Annotated in this window: 18 protein-coding genes and 5 pseudogenes; 20 read left to right on the top strand and 3 right to left on the bottom strand. The window is 64.4% G+C overall.

Annotated elements, in window-relative coordinates:
- Window positions 1-137 precede the first annotated feature (137 nt).
- The 5 genes and pseudogenes from AB0H36_RS45200 to AB0H36_RS45180 all read left to right on the top strand — a co-directional run.
- On the top strand, window positions 138-1,373 hold the full coding sequence (locus AB0H36_RS45200) for a sugar ABC transporter substrate-binding protein (RefSeq protein ID WP_360537864.1): 1,236 nt from the start codon (window positions 138-140) through the stop codon (window positions 1,371-1,373).
- Window positions 1,366-2,349: a sugar ABC transporter permease gene (locus AB0H36_RS45195; protein ID WP_360537862.1), complete on the top strand. Its 984-nt coding sequence runs from the start codon at window positions 1,366-1,368 to the stop codon at window positions 2,347-2,349. The genes AB0H36_RS45200 and AB0H36_RS45195 overlap by 8 nt, the downstream gene beginning before the upstream one ends.
- Window positions 2,350-2,363: 14 nt before the next feature.
- Window positions 2,364-3,218, top strand: coding sequence for a carbohydrate ABC transporter permease (locus tag AB0H36_RS45190; RefSeq protein WP_360537860.1), 855 nt, complete (start codon window positions 2,364-2,366; stop codon window positions 3,216-3,218).
- Window positions 3,217-3,843 (top strand): annotated as a pseudogene (locus AB0H36_RS45185) (ISL3 family transposase); the annotation flags it as partial. The gene AB0H36_RS45190 and the pseudogene AB0H36_RS45185, both read left to right, overlap by 2 nt.
- An 88-nt stretch (window positions 3,844-3,931) precedes the next feature.
- Window positions 3,932-4,258: pseudogene (locus AB0H36_RS45180) on the top strand (SMP-30/gluconolactonase/LRE family protein); the annotation flags it as partial.
- Here AB0H36_RS45180 and AB0H36_RS45175 read toward each other — a convergent pair.
- The 3 genes and pseudogenes from AB0H36_RS45175 to AB0H36_RS45165 all read right to left on the bottom strand — a co-directional run.
- Window positions 4,245-4,438: pseudogene (locus tag AB0H36_RS45175) on the bottom strand (L-serine ammonia-lyase, iron-sulfur-dependent, subunit alpha); the annotation flags it as partial. The pseudogenes AB0H36_RS45180 and AB0H36_RS45175 sit on opposite strands and share 14 nt — an antisense overlap.
- 380 nt (window positions 4,439-4,818) lie before the next feature.
- Window positions 4,819-5,979: an FAD-dependent oxidoreductase gene (locus AB0H36_RS45170; RefSeq protein ID WP_360537858.1), complete on the bottom strand. Its 1,161-nt coding sequence runs from the start codon at window positions 5,977-5,979 to the stop codon at window positions 4,819-4,821.
- Window positions 5,980-5,989: 10 nt separating this feature from the next.
- Window positions 5,990-6,184, bottom strand: coding sequence for a ferredoxin (locus AB0H36_RS45165; RefSeq protein WP_360537856.1), 195 nt, complete (start codon window positions 6,182-6,184; stop codon window positions 5,990-5,992).
- 435 nt (window positions 6,185-6,619) lie between these two features.
- Between AB0H36_RS45165 and AB0H36_RS45160 the strand changes: the two genes are divergently transcribed.
- From AB0H36_RS45160 to AB0H36_RS45090, 15 genes and pseudogenes are all read left to right on the top strand, one after another.
- Entirely contained in the window at window positions 6,620-8,125 is a 1,506-nt protein-coding gene (locus tag AB0H36_RS45160; protein WP_360537854.1) for a PLP-dependent aminotransferase family protein, read from the top strand.
- 196 nt (window positions 8,126-8,321) lie between these two features.
- Window positions 8,322-9,518 (top strand): cytochrome P450, encoded by a 1,197-nt coding sequence (locus tag AB0H36_RS45155; protein ID WP_360537852.1) that lies wholly within the window; start codon window positions 8,322-8,324, stop codon window positions 9,516-9,518.
- Window positions 9,519-9,528: 10 nt separating this feature from the next.
- The gene (locus tag AB0H36_RS45150; RefSeq protein WP_360537850.1) at window positions 9,529-9,723 is read left to right on the top strand and encodes a (4Fe-4S)-binding protein; all 195 of its coding nucleotides are present in this window, start codon (window positions 9,529-9,531) and stop codon (window positions 9,721-9,723) included.
- Between the two features lie 84 nt (window positions 9,724-9,807).
- Window positions 9,808-11,889: an ABC transporter substrate-binding protein gene (locus AB0H36_RS45145; protein WP_360537848.1), complete on the top strand. Its 2,082-nt coding sequence runs from the start codon at window positions 9,808-9,810 to the stop codon at window positions 11,887-11,889.
- A 75-nt stretch (window positions 11,890-11,964) separates the two neighbouring features.
- Window positions 11,965-12,957, top strand: coding sequence for an ABC transporter permease (locus tag AB0H36_RS45140; RefSeq protein WP_360537846.1), 993 nt, complete (start codon window positions 11,965-11,967; stop codon window positions 12,955-12,957).
- Between the two features lie 12 nt (window positions 12,958-12,969).
- Window positions 12,970-14,145, top strand: coding sequence for an ABC transporter permease (locus tag AB0H36_RS45135; protein WP_360537844.1), 1,176 nt, complete (start codon window positions 12,970-12,972; stop codon window positions 14,143-14,145).
- A gap of 125 nt (window positions 14,146-14,270) precedes the next feature.
- The gene (locus AB0H36_RS45130; protein WP_360537842.1) at window positions 14,271-16,553 is read left to right on the top strand and encodes an ABC transporter ATP-binding protein; all 2,283 of its coding nucleotides are present in this window, start codon (window positions 14,271-14,273) and stop codon (window positions 16,551-16,553) included.
- 139 nt (window positions 16,554-16,692) lie between these two features.
- Window positions 16,693-17,814, top strand: coding sequence for a Gfo/Idh/MocA family oxidoreductase (locus AB0H36_RS45125; protein ID WP_360537840.1), 1,122 nt, complete (start codon window positions 16,693-16,695; stop codon window positions 17,812-17,814).
- A 48-nt stretch (window positions 17,815-17,862) separates the two neighbouring features.
- Window positions 17,863-18,207 carry a cupin domain-containing protein gene (locus AB0H36_RS45120; protein WP_360537838.1) on the top strand — a complete coding sequence of 115 codons (345 nt, stop codon included), beginning with the start codon at window positions 17,863-17,865 and terminating at the stop codon, window positions 18,205-18,207.
- Window position 18,208: 1 nt separating this feature from the next.
- Window positions 18,209-19,426 (top strand): Tm-1-like ATP-binding domain-containing protein, encoded by a 1,218-nt coding sequence (locus AB0H36_RS45115; protein WP_360537836.1) that lies wholly within the window; start codon window positions 18,209-18,211, stop codon window positions 19,424-19,426.
- Between the two features lie 2 nt (window positions 19,427-19,428).
- Window positions 19,429-20,292 carry a phosphoenolpyruvate hydrolase family protein gene (locus tag AB0H36_RS45110; protein ID WP_360537834.1) on the top strand — a complete coding sequence of 288 codons (864 nt, stop codon included), beginning with the start codon at window positions 19,429-19,431 and terminating at the stop codon, window positions 20,290-20,292.
- Window positions 20,293-20,524: 232 nt separating this feature from the next.
- Window positions 20,525-21,517, top strand: a complete 993-nt coding sequence (locus tag AB0H36_RS45105) for a hypothetical protein (protein ID WP_360537832.1) — start codon at window positions 20,525-20,527, stop codon at window positions 21,515-21,517.
- A 123-nt stretch (window positions 21,518-21,640) separates the two neighbouring features.
- Window positions 21,641-22,858, top strand: a complete 1,218-nt coding sequence (gene fdhA, locus AB0H36_RS45100; protein WP_360537830.1) for a formaldehyde dehydrogenase, glutathione-independent — start codon at window positions 21,641-21,643, stop codon at window positions 22,856-22,858.
- Window positions 22,855-23,685 (top strand): annotated as a pseudogene (locus tag AB0H36_RS45095) (LysR family transcriptional regulator); the annotation flags it as partial. The gene fdhA and the pseudogene AB0H36_RS45095, both read left to right, overlap by 4 nt.
- Window positions 23,686-23,842: 157 nt before the next feature.
- A pseudogene (locus AB0H36_RS45090) lies at window positions 23,843-24,167 on the top strand (hypothetical protein); the annotation flags it as partial.

Here is a 24,167-nt window from a genome sequence, read left to right as displayed (position 1 = left end):
CATCCGTGTTCCACACAAACTCGGAATGATCACGCGGTGGCCGCCTCGTGTCCCGCCACCACGCCCAACATCACGAAGTCCGGCTGCCGTACTAGGGACCAACCCAGAAATAGCAACTACAACAATTGGAGGACATAATGAAGCGAACCTCCTTCATCGCCCGCACCTGTCTGGCTGTCGCGGCCCTCGCGGTGCCCGCCGTCCTGAGCGGCTGCGGTGGTTCGAGTGGGACCGGCAGCCAAGCCGTCACGAGCATCTCCGTACTGGACTGGTACAACGACACAGATTACGGCGGCAAGGGCGTTATCGACGTCCTCAACAAGTGCGCGGCCAAGGCAGGCGTGACCCTCGACCGCCAGCAGTATCCGGGGAGTAGCTACATGACGAAGATCCTCCAACAGGCGTCGTCGAAGACGCTCCCCGACCTCCTTTTGGTTAACAATCCGTACGTCCAGGAGCTCGCCGCTACTGGCGCGCTCGCCCCCCTGAGCGACTTCAACATCAGCACCGACGGCTACTCGCAAGGCATTCTCAAGGCCGGCACGTACGACGGCAAGCTCTACGGCCTGGCCCCAGCGGTGACCACGGTCGCGTTCGTCTACAACAAGGATCTCCTCGCGAAGGCAGGCGTCCAGCCTCCCACCACATGGGACGAGCTCAAGGCCGCCGCCGCGAAACTCACCACGGGCAAGCAGTACGGAGTGGCGTTTCCCGCCGCCACCGCGACCTCCAGCACCCCGGCGGCATTTGTGCCTTTCATGTGGAGCAACGGTGGCGACGAGAAGAACATCGCTACACCCGAGACCGCCGAAGCCCTCCAGCTCTGGACGGACCTCGTGAAGTCGGGGTCGGCGTCGTCGGGCGTGCTGAACTGGAGCATGTCGGACTCAACAGACCAGTTCGTGGCACGCAAGGCCGCGATGGCGGTCGCGGCATCGTGGGCGATCCCGGTCCTCGACAAAGCCAAGGGCCTCAACTACGGGTTCGTCAGGATCCCCGTGAAATCGGCCTCGGACACCGCAGTATCACTTGTGGCCGGCGAGACCTGGATGGTCCCGCAGACCGGCAACAAGGCCAAGCAGGCCAAGGCGGCAGAGATCATCGCGTGCCTGAACAGCGACGAGATGCAGCCCTCCATTGCGAAAGTACGCGGCTATGTCCCGTCCAAGATGACGCTCGCGTCTCGATTCGTGGCGGACAACCCCAACATGGCTGTCTTCACAGACGTTCTCAAGACCGGTCGCGCCTTGAACGCCGAGCTCGGCGCTGACTGGCCCAAGGCCGAGACCAAGATCTCCACAGCCATTCAGACGGCCCTGGCCGGCAAGGCTTCGCCGTCAGACGCGCTCAAGCAGGCCCAGGACAATGGGTGAGCAGGCAACGGCCGAGCGCGTGATGACGGCCACCGCCCGAGTGCCGGCCCGCCCCAGGTCTCCGGATGAGCCGGAGAGGCCACGTAACGCGAGGCGACGCCTCGAGGGCCTCTACCGGTGGCTCTTCCTGCTCCCCGCGGTAGTCTACCTAGTCCTGTTCTTCGGCTATCCGACGGTGAAGAACCTCGTGATGGGCTTCCAGGACTACACCACAGCTACGTTCTACACGGGTGAGGCGCCGTGGGTCGGTCTCGAAAACTACGGGAAGGTCCTCTCGTCGTCGGTATTTACGACGGCGGCGCTCAATACCGCGCTGTTCACGGCGGGGTCGATCGCGGGGGGCTTCGTGATCGGGCTGGCTCTGGCGGTGTTCTTCCGCAAGAGGTTCCCGCTGGGTGGGGTGCTTCGCTCGCTGCTGCTGCTGCCGTGGCTCCTGCCGAGCATCGCATCGAGCGCGGTGTGGAAGTGGATGCTCGACAAGGACTCCGGGGTACTGAACCAGTTCCTTGAGGCGCTGCACCTCGTCCAGCGCGGGGTTCCATGGCTGACGAGCACGCAGCTCGCGCTCGTCACCGTGATCGGGGTGAGCATCTGGGGCGGCATCCGGTTCTACGTCACGATCCTCTACGGCGGGCTCCAGGATATCCCGGACGAGGTCTACGAGGCGGCGGCGATCGACGGCGCAAACGGCTGGCGCGCGTTCCGGCACGTCACGTGGCCCATGCTGCGGCCCGTCGTCCATGTGGTCCTGCTACTCGGCGTCATTTACGGGCTCAAGGTCATGGACGTCATCTTGGCCCTCACCGGGGGAGGACCAGCCAACGCGACGCAGAGCATCGCAACCGAATCGTACGCACTGTCCTTCCAACAATTCCGCTTCGGCGAGGGCTCGGCGCTCACGAACATCCTCGCGCTCGTTTCGGTTGTGTTCGCGCTGGTGTATCTGCGGGCCAGCCGGCGCGGTGTCGAGGACTGAAAGCAGGGACTCCAATGACCACCATTTCTGTATGCGCCGAGAATCCTGTCCGGGTGGCCCGGGTGAAGCGCACCGGCCTGCTGTACACGGCGCTGGGGATCCTGTTCCTCGCGATCATGTTGTTCCCTGTCTATTGGATGGTGAACACCTCCCTCCAACCGAACAGCGTGGGAATCCAGGCCACCTGGTTCCCAATCACGCCCGACTTCTCCGGTTATGCGACGGCGCTGGCCCAGCAGGGCAAGAACCTCCAGACGAGCCTCATCGTGGCGCTCGGGACCGTCGTGGTCAGCCTGGCGATCGCTTCGCCCGCGGCGTACGCGCTGAGCCATTTCAAGGTCCGGGGAACGAATGTGGTGCTGTTCGCGATCCTCATCACCCAGATGATCCCAGGCATCGTCGTCGCGAATGCGCTCTACACAGCGTACAACGACCTTGGGCTGCTGAATTCGCTCGGCGGGCTGATCCTGGCGGATTCGGCCCACGGCATTCCATTCGCGATCATCATCCTTCGCGCATTTATGGGATCCCTGCCGACCTCGATCCTGGAGGCCGCGCGCGTGGACGGGGCCGGGCACCCACGGGTGTTCTGGTCGATCGTGCTCCCCCTGTCCCGCAACGCGCTCATCACAGCCGGCCTCTTCACGTTCATTTTCGGCTGGGGCGACTTCCTGTTCGCCCTCACCCTCACCACCACCGACGCCGTCCGGCCCGTCACGCTCGGCCTCTACCAATACATCGGCGCTAACGTGACCGACTGGAGCAGCGTCATGGCCACGGGCGTCCTCGCGTCACTGCCCGCCCTCATCCTCTTGGTCGTCGCCCAGAAATTCGTCGCCGCTGGCACCGCCACCGGCGCCGTCCGATGACACGGTGGTGCGGCGGGTGGCTCACGAGCCGCTCGGGTGGCGACCTGCGACGCTGGAAGTGCGGGTCTGCACCGATATAGGTGCAGCGGGTGCTGGCACCTTCGGCGCCAAGACACGTCCAATGTGGCTGAGCCGCAGGCGAAGCTGTCGCGCCGCGGTCTGCGGTGGGCGCTGGAAGGGATCGTCGTCCAGCACCTCACCGTGGCCCGCGTGGCCGAGGGTCTTGGGGTGTCGTGGACCACCGCGAACGACGCGCTCCTTGCCGGAGGCAAGCGTGTCCTCATCGACGATCCGGGCCGGCTCGACGGCGTTGCCGTGATCGGCGTGGATGAGCAGCCTGGAGACATACGCGCCGCGGGAACAAGTACGTGACGGTGATCATCGACCTCACTGGCGTCCGCGACGGCACCGGCCCGGCAGCCGGGTCCAGCAGGCCATCCACGGGCACGGTGGCCGCAAGAGCGACCCGCTCTATGCGGCGCGACGAACGCTGCACACCGGAGCCGGCCTGCTCACCGACAAGCGGATGGACCGACTCCACGCGCTGTTTGCGGCCGACGAGCACGTCGAGGTCGAGGCGACCTGGGGGATCTACCAGCAGATGGTCGCCGCCGACCGCGAACCCGGGGCGGAAATGAGCGCACCGGACAACGAGCCCACCGCCACGATCGCGCTGACGCGGCCGCGACTGCCGGGGTGGCGTCGGTGTCGCCGTACCGCTGGCCGCGTCGGGCAGCGGCTGGGCACTGGCCGTGCAGGAAGGGTTCGCGCACCTGGCCGAGGACGGTACGGTCACGTCGCTGATGACCGGTCTGACCAGAGGACAGGATCAGATGAACGACGGCGCCTGCCATCCCGACGGCAGCTTCTGGGCCGGTTCGCAGGCGCTCCCGCGAGCCCCGCGAGCGGCGCTGTTTCGCCTCGATCCGGACGGCTCGGTGAGTCGGATGCTGTCCGGCCTGACTGTTGCGAACGGCATCGACTTCGCTCCCGACGGTCGGACGTTCAGATCGTCGTCGGTGCCCATCAGCACTCGATGACGTTGACGGCCAGACCGCCGCGGGCCGTCTCCTTGTATTTCGTCTTCATGCCCCGACCGGTGTCACGCATCGTCTTGATCGCGTTTGGTCGAGGCATTCGCGTTTCGTTCGATGCACGGGATCTGCACCGGGTCGCCGGTCAGCCCCGAGGTTGTGCTCGATCGCGACCTTCGCGGCGTTCTCGAAGATGAGCTGCTGCCCACAGGCGACAGGTCAGGATCGGCGTAAGCCCAGCCGGGCAGGATTTAGCGAAGCTCTCCGGAAGGATTCTCGTTGATGCTCATGTGATGCTCCTTGCAGGGACACGAGGACGGGGGATCGACACGAGCCCGTCGCCGGATATCTGTAGTGAATCTGGCGGCGCGCTCGGCCGCCCGACAACGTTGTTGAGCAACGATGGGGCGATCATCCGGGCCTGCGCCTCCGTGCATCAGGGCGAGCCAGACAGCGACCTTCGAACCTCGTGATTTCTCGGCTTGTGTTTCCTATTCGGGATTTTGTCGTACCTCTCTGAGTTCGCGCTGGACTCCTACTGGGAGAGCTGCGGTGCTCGCAAGAACTCAGTCGTTCAGCAGGGGGCGGTGGGTGCGCAGGGCAGCCGGCATGTTCCAGCCAACCAAGCCAGTCACCCGTCCTGCGCTGAGATAGTGGGCGATGAATTTCCCTTGCACCGGGTCGCCTTCAGTGATGTGGGTCTCGCCGGCGGGGGGGAAGTGACCGTAGGCCTGGATGCGGGTGTCGAACTGGTCACTCCAGAAGAACGGCACCGGCGAGTAGGGTTGATTTGCGCCGAGCAGGTTCCGGGCTGCAACGATGCCCTGTTCGGTGGCGTTCAGGCGGTGCTCGACGCGGAGCGATGCGTTCATACGGGGGTGGTGCCAGCGGGCGACGTCGCCCGCAGCGTAGACGCCTGGGGCGGCTCGGCAGGTTGTGTCGCAGACAATGCCGTCGTTGAGAACCAGGCCGCTGCTGGCCAGCCAGTCGGTGGCTGGTGCCGCGCCGATTGCGACCACTACCAGGTCGGCGGGTAGGACGGTGCCGCAGGTCAGCCGCACGCCGCTGACTGTGTCGTCGCCCAGCAGTCGGTCAACGGGCTGGTTGGTGAGGATCTGTGTGCCGTGCCCCCGGTGAAGGTCGGCGACGATGCCGCCGACAGTGTCGCCGAGGGCTCGCACCATAGGTGCTTGGAGTACGTCGACCACGGTCACGTCGACGTCCAGGGTTCGGGCGGCCGCGGCGATCTCGCAGCCAAGGACGCCGGCGCCGATTACCACGATCCGATGTGAGTGCCTGAGTGCGTCACGGAGCGCTGTCGCGTCGTCGAGGGTTCGCAGCAGATGAACTCCGCGCAGGTTATGGCCGGCGACCAAGCGTCGCGGGTCGACCCCGGTCGTGATGATCAGGCCGTCGAACGTCACCAAATCGGTGCCATTCAGTTCGACGGCGCGACCCGTGAGGTCGAGCCCGGTAGCGGTGGCCCCGAGCCGCAGATCAACACCTAGCTCCGCCATCGCACGAGGGTTACGCAGTGCTGTCCGGTCGGTGTTCCATCGGCCCGTCAGCACATGCTTTGACAGCGGCGGCCGATCGTAGGGCAGGTGGGTCTCGGCGCCAATCAGCAGCAGCTGGCCTGAGAAGCCGGCGGCACGCAGTGCCTCAGTCGCCGACACCGCGGCCGCGCCAGCGCCGACGATCACGACCTTTTCGAGCGTCCGCATCATCGACTACGGGTCACTGCTCGAGGCGGATAGCAGCCGTTGGGCACAACATTGCCGCCTGTCGGACAGCATCTAGGCGATCGGAATCCGGTTGCTCGTCCAACAGCACGACCACGCCGTCGCTGTCACGCTGGTCGAATACATCGGCCGCGGCCAGGACGCACTGTCCAGCCCCTACGCAGGCGTCTACGTCGACTTGCACTCTCATTCGTCTGGTCCCACTCAGCTCGTCGGCGGCCCCGGTGGCCGCTCATCTGATAGCGATCTGCAAACCGCCGGACGCTTCTCGGCGAGCAGTCGTGTTTGCAGCTGTCGACTCATGCTGGCCCGATGCCACTGTCATCGCCATAGCCGCATCCCCGAAATTGGCCCCTGATCTCGTGAGCGGATCTGGCTCGTCACCTGATGCATGGCGAGCGGGGGAACATCACCAGGTCGAGACCTGGTGATGGGTTTGGTCGTGCCTTGACGGGGTGCCTGCACCTGCAAAGCAGGCAACAAACAGTGACAAACTCGAGCGGCACGGCACAGCGGTTAGCCAGTCTCAGCGGGATCTGGTATAGCGAGAGTGGACTGCTGTATGGCTACGATTGGCGTGCAGCCGCACCGGCGGCTGGTGGCCGCATCAGCGAGGTTGGATACCATGGATGCCTTTGACCCTCCTGTTGTTCGGTTCTCGCCCGAACAGGTTGCCCGGATGCTGGTCGGCACAGGTGCCAGGTCCGGGCCCCTGCACAAGCGGTTGAGCGACGGTCTGGCTGAGCTGATCGATCGTGGAGAGCTACCCCCGTTGGCTGTGTTGCCTCCTGAGCGATCCCTGGCTGCCGCGCTGACGTTGAGCAGGACTACTGTCGTGACGGCCTACCAGACACTGCGCCAGGATGGTCGAGTTGAACGTCGGCAGGGGAGCGGCACCCGTGTGCTTCCGAGCCGTGTCAGGGCCGTGGTGTCGAGCGGCCTGTTGATCGGTGACCACGCAGCAACGCCGTTCCTCGACGGGCCGCTGGCAACAGTCGACTTTGCGACCGCCGCGCTGCCCAGCCTGGAACTAGTCGCGGATGTCGCAGCTCAGCTGAGTCCAGACGATTACAGAAGGCTGATCCGTCCGCATCATGGCTACCATCTCCGCGGACTGCCAGCGCTTCGCGAGCGGATCGCGCGATGGTATAGCGAGGCTGGTGTGCCGACCGTCGTGGATCAGATCCTGATTACGTCGGGTGCTCAGCACGCACTCGAATTGGTTGCTCGTGGCTGCCTCCAGCCCGGTGATGGTGTCGTCGTAGAGGAGCCGACGTACCGTGGTGCGCTCGAGGCCTTCGCGCGAACCGGCAGCAGGCTGCGTTCGGTACACATGGACGCCGATGGCATCGATGTTGCGGCGCTAGAACGCGTGGTGACCTCTGAACCACCCCGATTGGTGTACGTGCAGCCTGAAGTCCACAATCCGACCGGTGCCGCGTTGTCGCCGGAACGACGGCAACGGCTGGTTCGGTTGGCGAGCGCGGAGCAGTTCGTCTTGGTGGAGGATTCGTCGCTGGCCGGGACCGTATTTCACGGTCCGACGGGACAACCGGTGGCATTACCCTTGGTATGTCCGCAACCGCTTGCATCGAATCCTCGGCTGATCACGATTGGCTCGATGAGCAAACTGTTCTGGGGCGGACTGCGGGTCGGTTGGATTCGAGCATCACCCCAGGTGGTCTCGCGGCTGGCACAGATGCGAGGCGTGACCGACCTCGGCACATCATTGTTCGCACAGGAGATCGCACGCCGCCTGTTCGATCATGCCGACGACGCGACCGCTGAGAGGCGCCGGCAGTTGCCGGCTGGGCTCCAGACAATGACGGGTCTGCTAGCCGAGCATCTGCCCGACTGGACCTGGCAACCGCCGCGGGGCGGCGCGTCACTTTGGGTCCGGCTTCCTCACGGTGATGCCACCCACTTCGCCCAGGTCGCCCTGCGCTACGGTGTGGCCCTACTATCCGGTGCCGTCTTCTCTGCCAAGGGCCAAGGCGATGATCACACCCGTCTACCCTACGCGCTGCCGAGTGAGACTCTGCGCTCAGGAGTAGGGCGTCTAGCCCAGGCATGGCGGGCGTACACGGAGCGAGGTCTCGGCGATGCCTCGGTCGTCTCTGTGGTGACGTAGCGTGCTTATCGCTGTCAGGGTGCGTCGCTGGCTGTGGTTGGCTACTCCGTGTCCTGACTGGTCACAAGCTAGCACAAATACAGAGTCCAATTCTGTGGATGTGGCTCTAGAGTCAGGTTGACTCCAGGGCCACAGTACTGCCACTGAGAGCATCACAGGCCCACTTCAACAAGTGAGCCAACGGAGGTGGTACCCCATGAGCAGGGCAAAGCAAGCCGACAGGGACCGGCCGATCGATCTACCGTCGGTGCGCACGGACGCCTTCGAGGCCCCGGGACTAGCTGCCCTACGCGATCGACCACCGATCAGCCGGTTGCGCTACCCCGACGGCGAACTAGGCTGGCTGGTCACGACGCGTGCCCTGGCGAGCGCAGTATTGGTTGATGCACGGTTCGGGGTGGTGCGCTTCAAGGCTGCGCCGGCCTCGGGCGAGTACCCGGATCTTCCTGCCGAGCGAGAGGAGGGTATGCGCGCAGGGGCGATGCTGTCTCAAGATCCACCTGAGCACACCAGGCTTCGTCGAATGCAAATGGGATTCTTGACGGTGAGTCGGGTCAGTAGCCGTCGGTCGATTGTCGAGCGGATCGTTGCTGATCGGATCGACGCGCTGGAGTCCTTAGGCTCACCCGCGGATCTTGTCACCGACTTCGCCTTTCCTGTGCACTCTGCCACGCTCTGTGAGTTGCTTGGCTTCCCGATGAGCGACCTGGCAATCCTTGAACATCGCCCACAGGTTCTCCGGGATCGTGAGGTCACCGGTCTGGAAGCTCGCGTCGCCCGTCGAGAGTGGGCCGACTACGTGCGGGACGCGGTCAGACAGAAGCGGACGGACCCGGGTGAGGATATGTTGAGCGAGCTGGCCGCCACGACGGACCTCAGCGACGATGAACTTGTTGGCCTTGGCTCGCTGCTGTCTGGTACGGCGACCGCCAACATGATCGCGATGAGCATCTTCGCGCTCCTCCACGAGCGCCAGCTGTCGAATCCGCAGGCGGCCACATCCGAGGGAATCGAAGAGCTTTTGCGTTACGTCAGCGTGTTCCAGCAAGGCATCAACCGGAAAGCCCTGGAAGACGTCGAACTGAACGGTGTGACGATAGCGGCCGGTGAGCGTGTTACGGTCTCGCTGCCGGCGGTGAACCGGGACGCCGACCGCTATGCGGATCCGGATCGACTTGACCTCTCCCGCGACGCTCGCGGTCACATGGCCTTCGGGTCCGGACGCCACATCTGCCTGGGTCAGCACCTCGCCCGCCTAGAACTGCAAGTATCGCTGACCGCGCTGCGGCAACGACTACCTGGACTGAGGCTCGCCGTCTCATCAGACGAGGTGCCTTTCTATAACGGTGAACACGCAGTGTACGGCCTACACAGTCTCCCGGTCGAGTGGTAGGGCGAGCGCAATGAGAATACGTGCGGATCGCGAACTGTGCGTCGGGGCCGGCATGTGCGTCATGACGGATCCCGCCGTCTTTGAGCAGGACCCTGAGGATGGCCGGGTCATCGTCCTGCGTACGCAGCACGATGGGGACACGGCGTCCGTGCGCCAGGCGGTGCAGCTGTGCCCCTCTGGAGCATTGTTGCTTGAGCTCGACTGAAGCGGATTCAATTTTCGGAATTACTGAGATGCCGTCCTGCATCGCACAGGACACCGTGACTGATAATGAAGGTCCCGCGCTCGCATGGCGCGATGTGGTCAGATCCGCGAAATCATCGGATTCCACATCTACCTTTCTCATCTTACGTCATCGGGCGTGCGTCCATTATCGAAGGTGGTGCCAATGCGTGGTCAAGAAATTCCTCAGGTTACATTGGGTCGGCGAGCAATCCTACAGACCAGCGGTGCAGCACTGCTGGCGGCGTCGACCGCGGGCTGCGGTCTGTTCTCCACAGCTCCGTCCAAGAAGGACGGAGCGCATCAAGGGACGGCCGTAGACGTCGGGGCGAAGGAATCACCAGTACTCACCCGGGAGGTCCAGGCGGGTCGGCTGCCTGCCCTCGAGGCGAGGCTGCCAAAGGCGCCGCTGGTGGTCCAGCCGACTGATCGCCTAGGAACGTACGGCGGCACCTGGAGATCGGCTCTCCTTGGGCCGGCCGACACCCCGTGGCTCACTCGTACGGTGGGCTACGAAAATCTGCTGCGCTGGGACGTCAATTGGACCAAGGTTATCCCCAACATTGCCGAGTCTTTCGAGGTAGCTGCAGATGGCCGTGAGTACGTATTCAAGCTCCGACAGGGAATGCGCTGGTCAGACGGGCATTCCTTTACAGCCGAAGACGTCCTCTTTGCCTGCAATCACGTCCTGTTGAATCAGGAGCTGACTCCGGCGACACCCGACTGGCTCAGCACGCCAAAAGGACCAGCAAAAGTGGTACGCGAAGGTGACAATGGGGTGCGATTCATCTTCCCCCAGCCCAACGGACTATTTCTCTACCGGATGGCGTTCCCGTATGGCGATACCCTCCTCCCGTTCCAACCTCGACACTACCTCGAGCAGTTTCACAAGGGCTTTAACACGAAAGCGGATTCGCTCGCCAAGCATAAAGGCCTACCGGATTGGGTCGCACTGTTCCAGGCCCAGTTGGATCGGTGGTCCAATCCAGAGCTGCCTACTGTGTACGCGTGGCGCGTAGTGAATCCGGTGGGCAAGGGCAGCAGGGTCACGTGCGAACGAAATGCGTACTACTGGAAGACCGACCCAGCTGGACGACAGCTTCCATACCTGGACGGCGTCGCATACGAAGTGACCTCGGACGAAAATGTGATCTTGCTGAAAGCCGCGAATGGCGAGATTGATATGCATACGCGGACCATCAATAGCGCAACGAATAAACCCGTCCTTGCTCGAGAACGGGCTAAGGGAAAGTACCACTTCGTCGACCTGAAGCCCTCGTATCCAAATCAGATGGTCATCCAGCTCAACCTTACCCACCAGGATCCGGTTCTTCGCCGGATCTTCTCGGACAAGCGCTTCCGGATCGCATTATCGCACGCAATCAATCGTCCGGAGATGATCAACGCGGTCTTCCAACGACAGGGCAGGCCGTGGCAGGCTGCGCCGCGACCCGAGTCGCCATTCTACGACGAGGAGTTCGCACAGCAGTACCTAGAATTCGATCTCGCGAAGGCAAATCAAATTCTAGATCAAGCCGGCTATACGCCCCGCGATCGCAGCGGGATCAGGCTACGGCCGGACGGCAAGCAGATCTCGTTCTCCGTCGAAGTTGCAACCCCAACGCTAGTCCCGTACTGGACAGACGCGATGGAGCTCGTCTGCTCGTATTGGCGAAACGTGGGTATCAAAGCCACCGTCAAGCCCGAGGATCGTTCGCTCTTCACTGAACGTATCGGCGCGAACAGGCATGACGCCGCGGTATGGCAAGGACTGGCCGGTCGGTACTTCGACATTATGCTACAGCCGACTGAGTATGTCCCGGTTGGAGGGTCTCGCTATGCGGTGCCTTGGAAAACATGGGGCGAAACCAGAGGCGCCAGTGGGGAGGTGCCGCCTCCACCGGTCCGTCGTCAATTTGAATTGTATGAGCAAATAAAGGCAACCGTGGATAAATCGACACAAGATAAACTGATGCGCGAGATTCTGCAGATTGCTAAGGATGAGTTCTACGTGATCGGCACCGTATTGGAGGAACAGGGATATGGTATCGTATCCGACAAAATGCACAATGTGCCGGCCGCATTCCCGGAGTCAAATATGTACAGCACTCCCGCTGCGACGAACACCGAGCAGTACTTCATGTCCTGACCGACGGAACTCGTGCCGGTTGAAAGCCACCCAGGCTCCGGTTGGCTGCGGCCCTCTAGTGAGGGGGCGGTCGGAGTGCTGACCTATGTCGGGCGCCGACTGCTGGTGTTGCTCCCGGTGCTGTTCTTCATCTCGGTGGTGTCGTTCATCATCATCCAGTTGCCGCCCGGTGACTATGTGACCTCGCTGATGGCGCGGTTGGAGTCGCAAGGTGGCAACGTCGACAGCGCGCAGTTGCAGGCGTTGACCGAGCAGTACGGGTTGGACGAACCGATCTTCATGCAGTACCTGCGGTGGATCGGCAACATCGTGCTGCACGGCGATTTCGGGATGTCGTTCTCGGCGAAGCAGTCGGTGTCGTCGTTACTCGCTGACCGGTTGCCGCTGACGGTGACGCTGGCGGTCGCGACGCTGCTGTTCACATGGGTCGTTGCATTCCCGATCGGTGTGTACACGGCGGTGCGGCAGTACTCGGCGGGTGACTATATCTTCACCACGCTGGGTTTCATCGGAGTGGCGGTGCCGAACTTTCTGATCGCTTTGGTGTTGATGTGGGTGGGGTTGAAGTATCTGGGGCAGAGTGTCGGCGGATTGTTTTCGCCGGAATACGTGGATTCGGCATGGAATCTGGGGAAGCTGCTGGATCTGTTGAGTCATCTGTGGGTGCCGGTGGTCGTATTGGGGACCGCCGGTACCGCTGGATTGATCCGCGTATTGCGGGCGAACCTGCTGGATGAGCTGCATAAGCCGTATGTGGTGGCGGCTCGGGCGCGGGGAATGAATGAGCGTCGGTTGACGATCAAGTATCCACTCCGGGTGGCGTTGATTCCGTTCGTGTCGACGGTGGGCTGGGTTTTGCCGATGTTGGTGTCGGGCGAGGTCATCGTGGCGCAGGTGTTGTCGTTGCCGACCACCGGGCCGCTGTTGTTGGACGCGTTGACCAGTCAGGACATGTACCTGGCCGGTTCGCTGATCCTGATCCTGAGCGTGCTGACGGTGATCGGGACGCTGATTTCGGATGTCTTGCTGGCGTGGCTGGATCCTCGGGTTCGGCTCCAGTACCACTAACAGGGAGCTGACATGACACAGATGGTGCCGATCGGGCAGCAGCCAGACACGCCACCGGTGGCTGCTAGTGGGGTCGACGCTGCCGGCGGCCGTAAGGGCGAGGCCACGGTCGCGGTGGCGCCGCAGTGGAAGTTGGTGTGGTGGGGGTTCAAGCGGCACCGGTTGGCGATGGCTGGCTTGGTGGTGACATTGGCGATCTATCTCGTGGCGATCTTCGCGGAGTTCCTGGCGCCGTATTCCAGTGGGCATTACGACCCGGACTATGCGTATGCGCCGCCGCAGCGGGTGCATGTAGTCGACAACGGAGACTGGGGATTGTTCACCTACGGATATTCCGCCACTCAGGATCCGGACACGTTGGCGCTGGGTTGGAAGACCGACAAGAACAAAAAGATCCCGATCGGCTTGTTTGTGCAAGGTGAGAAGTACAAGCTGTTCGGGTTGTTCCCGTCCGATATTCATCTAATCGGCCCCAAGGGTGGGGCCCAGGCTGCGCCGATCTACCTGTCGGGTGCGGACCGTACCGGGCGGGATCTGTTCTCGCGAATGATCCACGGCACCAGAGTGTCGATGTCGATTGGTCTGGTCGGGGTGGCGGTCGCATTCGTGCTGGGGGTAGTGCTGGGTGGAATCTCAGGGTTCTTCGGTGGACTGATCGACGGAGCGATCCAGCGTACAGTGGAGTTCTTCATGTCGATCCCGACGCTGCCGCTGTGGCTGGGTCTTGCGGCCGCGATGCCGCCGGGCTGGGGACCGTTGAAACGGTATTTCGCGGTCACGGTGATCTTGTCGATGATCGCGTGGACGGCGTTGGCGCGAGTGGTGCGGTCCCGGTTCCTGTCATTGCGGGAAGAGGAGTTTGTGACTGCGGCACGGGTGGACGGCGCCAGCCAGCCACGCATCATCTTTCGACACATGATGCCGTCATTCTCCTCCTACCTGATCGCCTCGCTCACGTTGTCGATCCCGCACATGATCCTAGCCGAGACCGCGCTGTCGTTCCTCGGACTGGGCCTACAGGCGCCGGTCGTCAGTTGGGGCGTGCTGTTGCAGGAGGCACAGAACATCCGTGCGATCTCCACCGCGCCGTGGCTGATGCTGCCAGGCGTGCTCGTAGTGATCGCTGTCTTGGCATTGAACTTTCTCGGCGACGGACTGCGCGACGCCGCAGACCCCTACAAACACTGACCAACCAACGACGAACACTGACCTGACCCCGGCGACACCACGACTACTGCACACGCTGAGGTCGCAGGCTGATGGGTCGCTGGCGAGGAGATCGCATGAACCAGAGCACACGGGTCGAGCAGACCGTGAACGTCGTGGCCGATCGTGCCGCCGGCCACGGCAGTCACCGCGAGGCGGCGACCCCGGCTGGCGCCACGGCCGGTGCTGGCCTCGGCGGCACTGGTTCGGGGGAGACGTTGCTGCGGATCACCGATCTGCATACCCAATTCGCTACCCGCGAGGGGGTGGTGAAGGCGGTCGATGGGGTGAACCTGCAGGTGGCGCGGGGCCGCACGACGTGTGTAGTGGGCGAATCCGGGTGTGGGAAGTCGGTGACTGCGCGGTCGATCCTGCAACTGGTCGAGGCGCCGGGAGAGATCATCTCCGGCAGCATCGAATGGCGGCCCAGTATCGAATCGGGGTGGACCGACCTGGCCAAGGTGGGCTCCACCAGTGAGCAGATCCGCCGGGTCCGCGGTGCCGAGATCGGGATGGTGTTCCAGGAGCCGATGGCGTCGCTGTCGCCGATGTACACCATCGGCGAGCAGCTCACCGAGGCGATCCTGCTGCACCAGCCGTTGACCAAGGCCGAGGCCCGTGACGCCGCGATCAGCCAGCTCAAGCGGGTGGGTATCCCGCGGCCGGAACGCCGCCTGGACGCCTACCCGTTCCAGCTCTCGGGGGGCATGTGCCAGCGGGTGATGATCGCGATCGCACTGTCCTGCGACCCGGCGTTGCTGATCGCCGACGAGCCGACCACAGCGCTGGATGTCACGACCCAGGCTCGGATCTTGGATCTGCTCAAAGAGCTGCAGGACCAGACCGGGATGGCGATGGTGTTCATCACTCACGATCTTGGCGTGGTCGCCGAGATCGCCGACGAGGTCACCGTGATGTACCTGGGCCGGGTCGCCGAGCACGGCCAGGTCGAGCAGATCTTCGACGATCCGAAACACCCCTACACGCAGGCCCTGCTGCGGTCTATCCCGACCATGGGCGGCCGTGAACAACGCCGCCGGCTGTCCGCCATCCGCGGCATGGTCCCGCACCCGCAGAACCGGCCCACCGGGTGCCCGTTCCACACGCGCTGCGAACACGCCATCGACGGCCTCTGCGACACCGCCGCACCACCTGCCACCTTCTTCGACATGAACCACCTCGCCCTATGCCACCTGTACGAGGAATCCGGCGATCCCAAACCCGAGTACGCTGCCCGACCCGCTGCGGCAACCGCAGCCGACGAAGCCCCCACCGGCACCCACACCCTTACCGAGGCTGCCAACCCTTCCGCGGCGGTCACCACGCTCCGGTCGGCGACGACGGCCACGGAGCCGGCCGACCTGTCGGATACCGCACTGCTGACGGTCCGCGACCTGACCATGCACTTCGCCCTGCGCGGCGGGTTCCTGAACCGTATCGGCGGCACCGTCCGCGCCGTCGACGGCGTCGACCTCACCATCCAACCCGGCGAGACCCTCGGCCTGGTCGGCGAATCCGGCTGCGGCAAGACCACCCTCGGCCGCAGCATCGCCCGCATCCTCAAACCCACCAGCGGACAGATCAACTACCGCCGCACCGACGGCACCCTCGTCGACCTCGCCGGCCTCAGCAACCGCGAGCTCGCCCCTTACCGCCGCGAGATCCGGGTCATCTTCCAGGACCCGTTCTCCTCGCTCAACCCCCGCATGACTCTGCTGCAACTCGTCGGCGAACCACTGCGCAACAATCGCCTCGCCACCGGCAGCGAACTCGAAGACCGCGTCGCCGCCATGCTCGCCAAGGTCGGCCTGCGCCCCGAATACATGAACCGCTACCCCCACGCCTTCTCCGGTGGTCAACGCCAGCGCATCAATATCGCCCGCGCCCTGATCACCAACCCCCGCCTAGTAATCGCCGACGAGGCAGTCTCCGCCCTCGACGCCTCCGTCCGCGCCCAGATCCTCAACCTGCTCAGCGACCTTCAAGACGAACTCGATCTCACTTATCTGTTCATTTCCCACGATCTGTCCGTCGTCGAACACATCTGCGACCGCGTCACCGTCATGTACCTCGGCACTGTCGTGGAAACCACCGACACCGACAGCCTGTTCACCAACCCCCACCATCCCTATACCGAAGCGCTGTTGTCGGCGGTTCCCAAACCCGACCCGCACCTACGCATTGACCGCAACCGGTCCCGCATTCCCGACGATCTCCCGGACCCCTCCAACCCGCCACCCGGCTGCCGCTTCCACGCCCGCTGTCCCTACGTCCAAGACGTCCTCTGCCGAACGGACGTCCCTCAACTACGCGAAACAGGCACCGACCACCTCGCCGCCTGCCACTACACCCAAGAACTCGCCCTTACCGGCGCAACCATCCGGAAGTGACCGGTGCGGGACGCCGGCCAGGTTGCAGCGACGTGAGCATCGTGGCTGCTGCCCGCGTTCGTCGGGGTCGCGCAGGGAGCTACAACCGTGCCCTATCAAGGGACTTTGAAATGACCTTTACCTATCAGGGAGCTTTGAGATGACCGTGAGATTTCAATTCGAGTACCCCGAGCGGCTGCGCGTAGCCTTCATCGGCGCCGGCAATCACTCCTATCGCAATGTCTACCCCAGCTTCCAGTACGCCCCGGTGGACCTGGTGGCCGTCTGCGACATCAACATCGACCGCGCCAAGGCCTATGCACGAGCCTTCGGTGCGGCGGGGGCGTATGACGACCACCAGGAGATGCTCAAGACCGAGCAACCAGACGCGGTCTTCATCGTCACGTCCTACACCCCGGAAGGCGACGTCCAGGCGACCGCTCTCGCAGAGAACTGCCTGCGGGCCGGAGCCCATGTCTGGATGGAGAAACCGACAGCGGCTAGCATCGCCCAGCTGGACCGGCTACAGATGGCGGCGGACGAGACCGGTCGCATCGTGATGACGGGTTTGAAGAAGATCTTCACACCAGCGATGGAGAAGGTGAAGACGATCATCAGCTCGCCGGAGTTCGGTACGGTCAGCTCCATCTCGGTGCGCTACCCTCAGCCGATCCCGGACCCGGCCGACCGCTCCGACGACGTGAAGATGCTCAGTCTGCTGTCCCACATCTTCCACCCCGGCGCGATCCTCACCTACCTGATGGGACCGGTGCGCAGGCTCAGCTACGAGTGGGAACCGCGCACCGGCGCGAGCGTGTCGAGCCTGCTGTTCGAATCGGGTGCAATCGGTGTGCTGCACCTGGTCGCCGGCATCTCTGACAGCTCGCCGCTGGAGCGCGTCGAGGTGATCGGCACCGGCGCCGGACAACGAGAGGGATCCAGGGGTGGCGCCAATATCGTCGTGGACAACGGAGTCCGCGTGACCTACTACCGACCGGGTGCAAATCGTCAGCAGGGTTATCGCAGAGGCGGGTCGTACCTCGTCGATGATGCGGTTGCACCACTGAGCTGGGAACCGGAATTCTCGCTTGGTGGCCTTACCAACAACAGTCTCTTCACGCTCGGGTACGTACCCGAGGTCGTGCATTTCTGCGAAAGCGTGCTGGCAGGGAAGCCGCCGGAGAAAGGCACGCTCGCCGACGTTCGGAACATCCTGAAGCTGTACGAGCTGTACCGGCGACTGCCAGCCGGTGAGTCGGCGACGATCGAAGCGGGGAACTGACATATGGGAGAGAGCGTGCGGATGGCCTCTGGGGGAGAGAGTAACCGGATGACCCCCGCCGATGCGGTGGTGGTGGAGGATCAGTTGTGGGGGCGCCTGGAGTGGATGGCTTCCGGTGCCCTGGGCAACTCCGACACGATGACCGTCGGCCGCTGCTACATCCGCCCGGGCGAGAGCAACCCGCGGCACTACCACCCGAATTGTGACGAGGTGCTGCACGTCCTGCAGGGCACCATCGAGCACAGCCTCGACGACGAGGTGGTGACGATGGGGCCGGGGGACACGATCAGCATCCCGTCCGGTGCGCTGCACAACGCCCGCAACGTCGGCACCGACGACGCGATCTTCGTCATCTCGTTCTCGACGCCGGACAGGCAAACGGTGGGTGAGTGAGATGCCGTCCGTGGTGCTGCTCGGCACCCTCGACACCAAGGGCGACGAGTACGCGTTCGTCCGCGACCGGCTGGCCGCCGCGGGTTTGACGGTCGTCGTGGTCGACACCGGTGTCCTCGGCGCGCCGGGCATCGCGGCCGATGTGCCGCGAGAGGAGGTAGCCGCGGCAGCCGGTGCCGACGTAGAGGGCCTGCGCGAAGCGGGTGACCGTGGCGCGGCCGTCACCACGATGGCCGATGGCGCGGGGGCCGTTGTGCGACGGTTGTACGACGAAGGCCGGTGTGACGGCGCACTCGCGCTCGGCGGCACTGGAGGAACGTCGATCGCCGCGGCGGCGTTCCGCGAGCTCCCGCTGGGCGTACCGAAGGTCATTGTGTCGACCGCGGCATCCGGTGACACCTCGCCGTATCTGCGGGAGACCGACCTCGTGCTGATGCCCAGCGTGGTCGACGTCGCTGGCGTGAACCGGCTGTCCGCGCGGATCCTCGCGAACGCGGCGGCCTCAGTAGCAGGGATGGTCCTGGCGGACCCGGTGTTCACCACGGACGAGGTGCCCTTGCTGGCGGCGAGCATGTTCGGAGTAACGACGCCAGCGGTGAACGCAGCGCGCCAACTGTTGTTGTCGTACGGCTATGAAGTCCTGGTGTTCCACATGACCGGGACCGGTGGGCGGGCACTGGAGGCGCTTGCGGGATCGGGCCAACTGTCCGGTGTCCTCGACCTGACCACCACCGAGCTGGCCGACGAGCTAGTCGGGGGTGTGTTCTCGGCCGGACGGGACCGACTCACCGCGGCCGGTCGCGCCGGGATTCCCCAGGTGGTCTCGGTCGGCGCGTTAGACATGGTGAACTTCGGCCCCCTCGACACCGTGCCACCGCAGTTCGCCGACCGGAACCTGTTCGTGCACAACCCGAGCGTCACCCTGATGCGGACGACACCCGAGGAGTGCGCCGAGCTCGGCTGGCGACTGGCGACCCGGCTGAACGCCTCAACTGGACCGGTGACCTTGCTGCTGCCGCTACGCGGTGTGTCCGCAATCGCGGTCGAGGGTGGGCCGTTCCACGACCCCGCCGCCGACGCGGCCCTCTTCGACGCGATCCGAGACACCGTCGACCCCTCGGTCGTCGAGCTGGTCGAGCTAGACGCGGCGATCAACGACGACGCCTTCGCACACGCCGCCGCGGACAAGCTGAACACCTATCTGCAGAAGGAGAACTGAGCATGTCCAGGATCGAACGCGACGCCGTCCTGGAGCGTCTGCGGGCCAAGCGGGCGGCCGGTCAGCTGATCGTCGGCGGAGGCGCCGGCACTGGCCTGTCGGCCAAGTGCGAGGAGGCCGGAGGAATCGACCTGATCGTGATCTACAACTCCGGCCGGTACCGGATGGCCGGCCGGGGATCACTGGCCGGGTTGCTTGCCTACGGCAACGCCAATGACATCGTGCTGGACATGGCGCGCGAAGTGCTGCCGGTGGTCAAGCACACGCCGGTGCTCGCCGGGGTGAACGGCACCGACCCGTTCTACCAGCCGGAAGAGTACCTGCGCCGCCTGATCGACATCGGCTTCTCCGGCGTGCAGAACTTCCCGACCGTCGGCCTGATCGATGGCACCTTCCGGGCCAACCTGGAGGAGACCGGGATGGGATACGCCGAGGAGGTCGTGATGATCGCCACCGCACACGAGCTCGACCTGCTCACCACACCGTACGTATTCTCCGCCGAGGACGCGACCACGATGACCGAAGCCGGCGCCGACATCGTGGTCGCCCACCTCGGGCTGACCACGGGAGGATCCATCGGCGCCTCGACCGCTACGACATTGGAAGAGTGCGCCGTCCTGATCAAAGAGTGGACCGCCGCGGCGCGTGCTGTCCGACCGGACGTCTTCGTGTTGTGCCACGGCGGCCCGATCTCTAGGCCGGCCGACGTACAACGGATCCTCGAGCTCTGCCCGGAGATCGACGGCTTCTATGGCGCCTCGTCGATGGAAAGGCTGCCAACCGAGCAGGCAATCGCCAGCACCACGACCACGTTCATGAACCTCCCCCGGCGTACTACCTCGGCAGTCCGTTCGCGGCCGCGGTGACCATCGTCCTCATGCCCTTGGTGCACGAGCAGGTGCTCTACGCCATTCACAGCGATCCGGCGGAGTAAGTCTTCGCCGACGCGCTCAACGAACCCGGCACAGAGCCCAGATAAATTGGCTGCGTGGTTCCGGGTTTCGATTTCGAGCTGTGAACCCGTCAACCAGAACCTTGTGCGCAGGCTGACAAACGGGCACCTGACCCACAGACCCCAATAGCAGAAGGCCAAGCGTTGTGCAGACCGTCGTAGAACTGGCTCACTTGGCACTCAAGTGGGACCAGACGTACCTCGAGTATCCCGATACCAACCAGTGGGCACACCATGACATCGCCGCATTGGCTGATGGCCGGATCGTCGCCGGTCATCCCGACGGCACCTCGCTGCTGGTCTTCGACCCAGACGGAAGACACTTGAACACTGTCCAGACCGGAACAGTAGAGCTGCACGGAATCGTCAACGACGCCCCTGAAGGGGACTCCCTTTGGGTCGCCGACCCGGGCCGCAAGCGCATCGAGCCCACCTACGACAAGCTCCTACGCCCAGGACGCATCCTGAACGTCTCGCTGTCGGGCGCATCCGTGATTGGCGAGCTCTACCAGCCGGACCTCGAGATCTACAACAACAAAGCCTGGAGCCCCACAGCCGTCGTCCGCGTCCGCGCCGACAACAACCAGGACGGCTCCGAAACCGTCTGGGTGTCCGACGGCTACGGCCAGAGCCTGCTGCACCAGTTCTCCCGCGACGGAACCTACCTGCGCACCATTGACGGCAAGGACTCAGGACTGGCCTTCAACACCCCGCACGCGATCATCACCCGCCGCCGGAGCGACACCACGGAACTGCTCGTCGCCGACCGCAGCAACAAGCGCATCGTCGTGCTGTCGGCCGACGGCGCCTTCATCCGCACTTTCGGCACAGATTCCCTGACGTCGCCGTCCGGGATTGCCGTGATGGACGACGGAACGATCCTCATCACGGAACTCTTCGGCAGCGTCGCTGCCTTCTCGGAATCGGGCGAACTGCTCGGTTCGCTCGGCTCACCGCTCCCGTCCGAGGATCGGCGGCCGCGCTGGCCCAACCAAGTCGGCGCCTTGGGCAACACAGTTCGTCCTCCGTTCGTTGCCGGCGGGTTCAACAGCCCGCACGGCATCTGCCTCACTGGCCGGGCCGTTCTGGTGACCGAGTGGGTCATCGGCGGGCGCGTCGTGCGCCTCGCCCCTACCTGACGGGGATCTCCGCCTCCCAGTCTGGCGCAGTGGCCACCACTGTCCTCATCCCGTCGGCGATCACAGAGACCACGAAGGGGAAGAGGGGAAACACACGAACATCCAGTACCGAAAGGACCGACCATGGCAGGAAACAGGGCTGTTGCCTACAAGGAACCCGGTGTTGTTGAGCTGATCGACACCGACTACCCGACGTTCGAGCTCAAAGACGGGCCCGGGGTGCATCCGGCCAATGTTGGCCGGCAGGTCCCGCATGGGGTCATCGTCCGGACCGTGGCGACCAACATTTGCGGGTCGGATCAGCACATGGTGCGCGGCCGGACCACGGCCCCCCAGGGCCTGATCCTGGGCCACGAGATCACCGGCGAGGTCGTGGAGACCGGACCGGACGTGGAGTTCATCAAGGTCGGGCATATCGTGTCGGTGCCGTTCAACATCTCCTGCGGCCGGTGTCGGAACTGCAAGGAACGCAAGACCGGCATCTGTCTCAACGTGAACCCGGACCGGCCGGGCAGCGCCTACGGATACGTGGATATGGGCGGCTGGGTCGGCGGCCAGGCCGAGTACGTGCTGGTCCCGTACGCGGATTGGAATCTGCTCTGCTTTCCTGACCGGGATCAGGCCCTGGACCAGATCATGGACCTGACCATGCTCTCGGACATCTTCCCCACCGGCTTCCACGGCGCGGTCACGGCCGGGGTCGGCGTCGGGTCCACCGTCTACATCGCCGGTGCCGGACCCGTGGGCCTGGCGGCCGCGGTCGGTGCCCAACTGCTCGGCGCCGCCGTCGTGATCGTTGGGGACATGAACGAAGACCGCCTGGCTCAGGCCCGCTCCTTCGGTTGCGAAACGGTCAACGTCGCCGCCGGCGACCCGAAGGATCAGATCGAGCAGATCCTCGGCGTGCCAGAGGTCGACTGCGCCGTGGATGCCGTCGGCTTCGAGGCCCGTGGCCACGGCAAGGACGCCTCCCATGAGGCCCCGGCCACGGTGCTGAACTCCCTCATGGACGTCACGGCCGCTGGCGGCGCCGTGGGCATCCCCGGCCTGTACGTCACCGGCGACCCGGGCGGGATCGACGAGGCAGCCAAGCACGGATCTCTGTCGCTGTCCCTCGGCACAGGCTGGGCCAAGTCGCTGTCCTTCACCACCGGCCAGTGCCCGGTGATGAAATACAACCGGCAGCTGATGATGGCCATCCTGCACGACAGGGCCCAGATCGCCAAAGCCGTCAACGCCAAGGCCATCCCGCTCGAGGAAGCACCCCGGGGCTACGCCGAATTCGACGCCGGAGCCGCCACCAAGTACGTCCTCAACCCCAACGGCTACATCAAGGCATGAACCACGATCCGACCTTGGCAGCAGGAGGGACCCCGGTTCGGCGCTCTGAGAGCCGGACCGCGGCTCCTTCCGGGCGCTGCCCGTCTGGCGCCCGCCGCCTTGGCCCAGACCTGCGTCGCCGATGGAGCGACTGCGCTGTAGCGCCTGCAAAGCGCCTCGAGCCTGCCGGGGGATTCGCACAAGTCTGCCTCACCACCTCGGCAACGAGGAAGCTTCTGTGTCTCTGGACGGCACATTCGCTCCTTGGCATCCGGCCGGCGCTGGCGCTGATCATCGGACGGTCGGCGGCATGGCACCGCGTTTCTGGTCGAGCGATTGCGCGGGCAGGCTGGCGGGTCATTGTGACGGGCGGGTGCGACCCTATCGAACTCGATGATGAGGTTGACGTGTATGAGCCGGAGCAGTTGCGCACGTTCTTGGCGGTGGCGCAGTCGTTGAGCTTCACCCAGGCCGGTGCTTCGCTGGGTGTGGCGCAGTCGACCGTGAGCCAGCACGTGCGCAAGCTGGAGCGGGTCGTCGGTCGGCCGCTGCTCCTGCGCGGATATCCGTTCGGTGACGCTGACCGCCGACGGCGAGGCGATGCGCGGTTTCTCCCGTTCGATCCTGGCTGCGCACGAGGAGCGGTGGGCTTCACCGGGTCCGGGCTGAGTGGCCGACTGCGGCTTGGGGTGACCGACGACCTCGCGCTGATTCCCGTCCCGTGCATTCTGCGCGACTTTCGCCAGCAGTACCCACGACTCGACCTCGAGCTGATGGTCTCGCAAAGCGAGATGCTGCAACGCCGCGTCGAGTCGGGGCACCTGGACGTTGCCTTCATCAAACAACCGCGCGGCCAGCAACGAGGCCGCCTCGTGCGTCGCGACCGGCTCGTCTGGGCAGGTGTCGCCGGCGCCCAGCTCGGCCACGACCGGCACCGAGCATCACCCGCTCACTCGGCGTGTAGGTCCTCGAGCAGGTCGGCTGCCCTATCGGCTTCGCTGCACGGTGAGGAACGTACTCGGCGCGCCCGCGCCCGCCCGCGCGGGCCTGGGCTTGGCGATCTTCGCGCGCGGTTTGGTGCCGGAGGATCTCGTCGAACTCTCCGACGCCGTCGGCCTGCCCGACGTCGGCGGCATCGACCTCGTCCTACTCACCAAACAGCGCAACGCTGGCGATGCCGTCGAAGCATTGCCGCCATCAATAGTGAGAGGAGAGCGCGGGCAGATGGGCAGTTTCGAGGATCCGCAGGACGACCTGACGGCCGGTCCGCCGAAGACCTACGCGGCCGGCCTGCCGGCGGTGGCCCACGCGATGCAGTACTCGCTCGAGC

Origin of the sequence: Kribbella sp. NPDC050820, assembly GCF_040653975.1 — a bacterium.
In the GTDB taxonomy this organism is placed as follows: Bacteria; Actinomycetota; Actinomycetes; order Propionibacteriales; family Kribbellaceae; genus Kribbella.
This window is presented reverse-complemented; position numbering and strand designations above follow the sequence as displayed.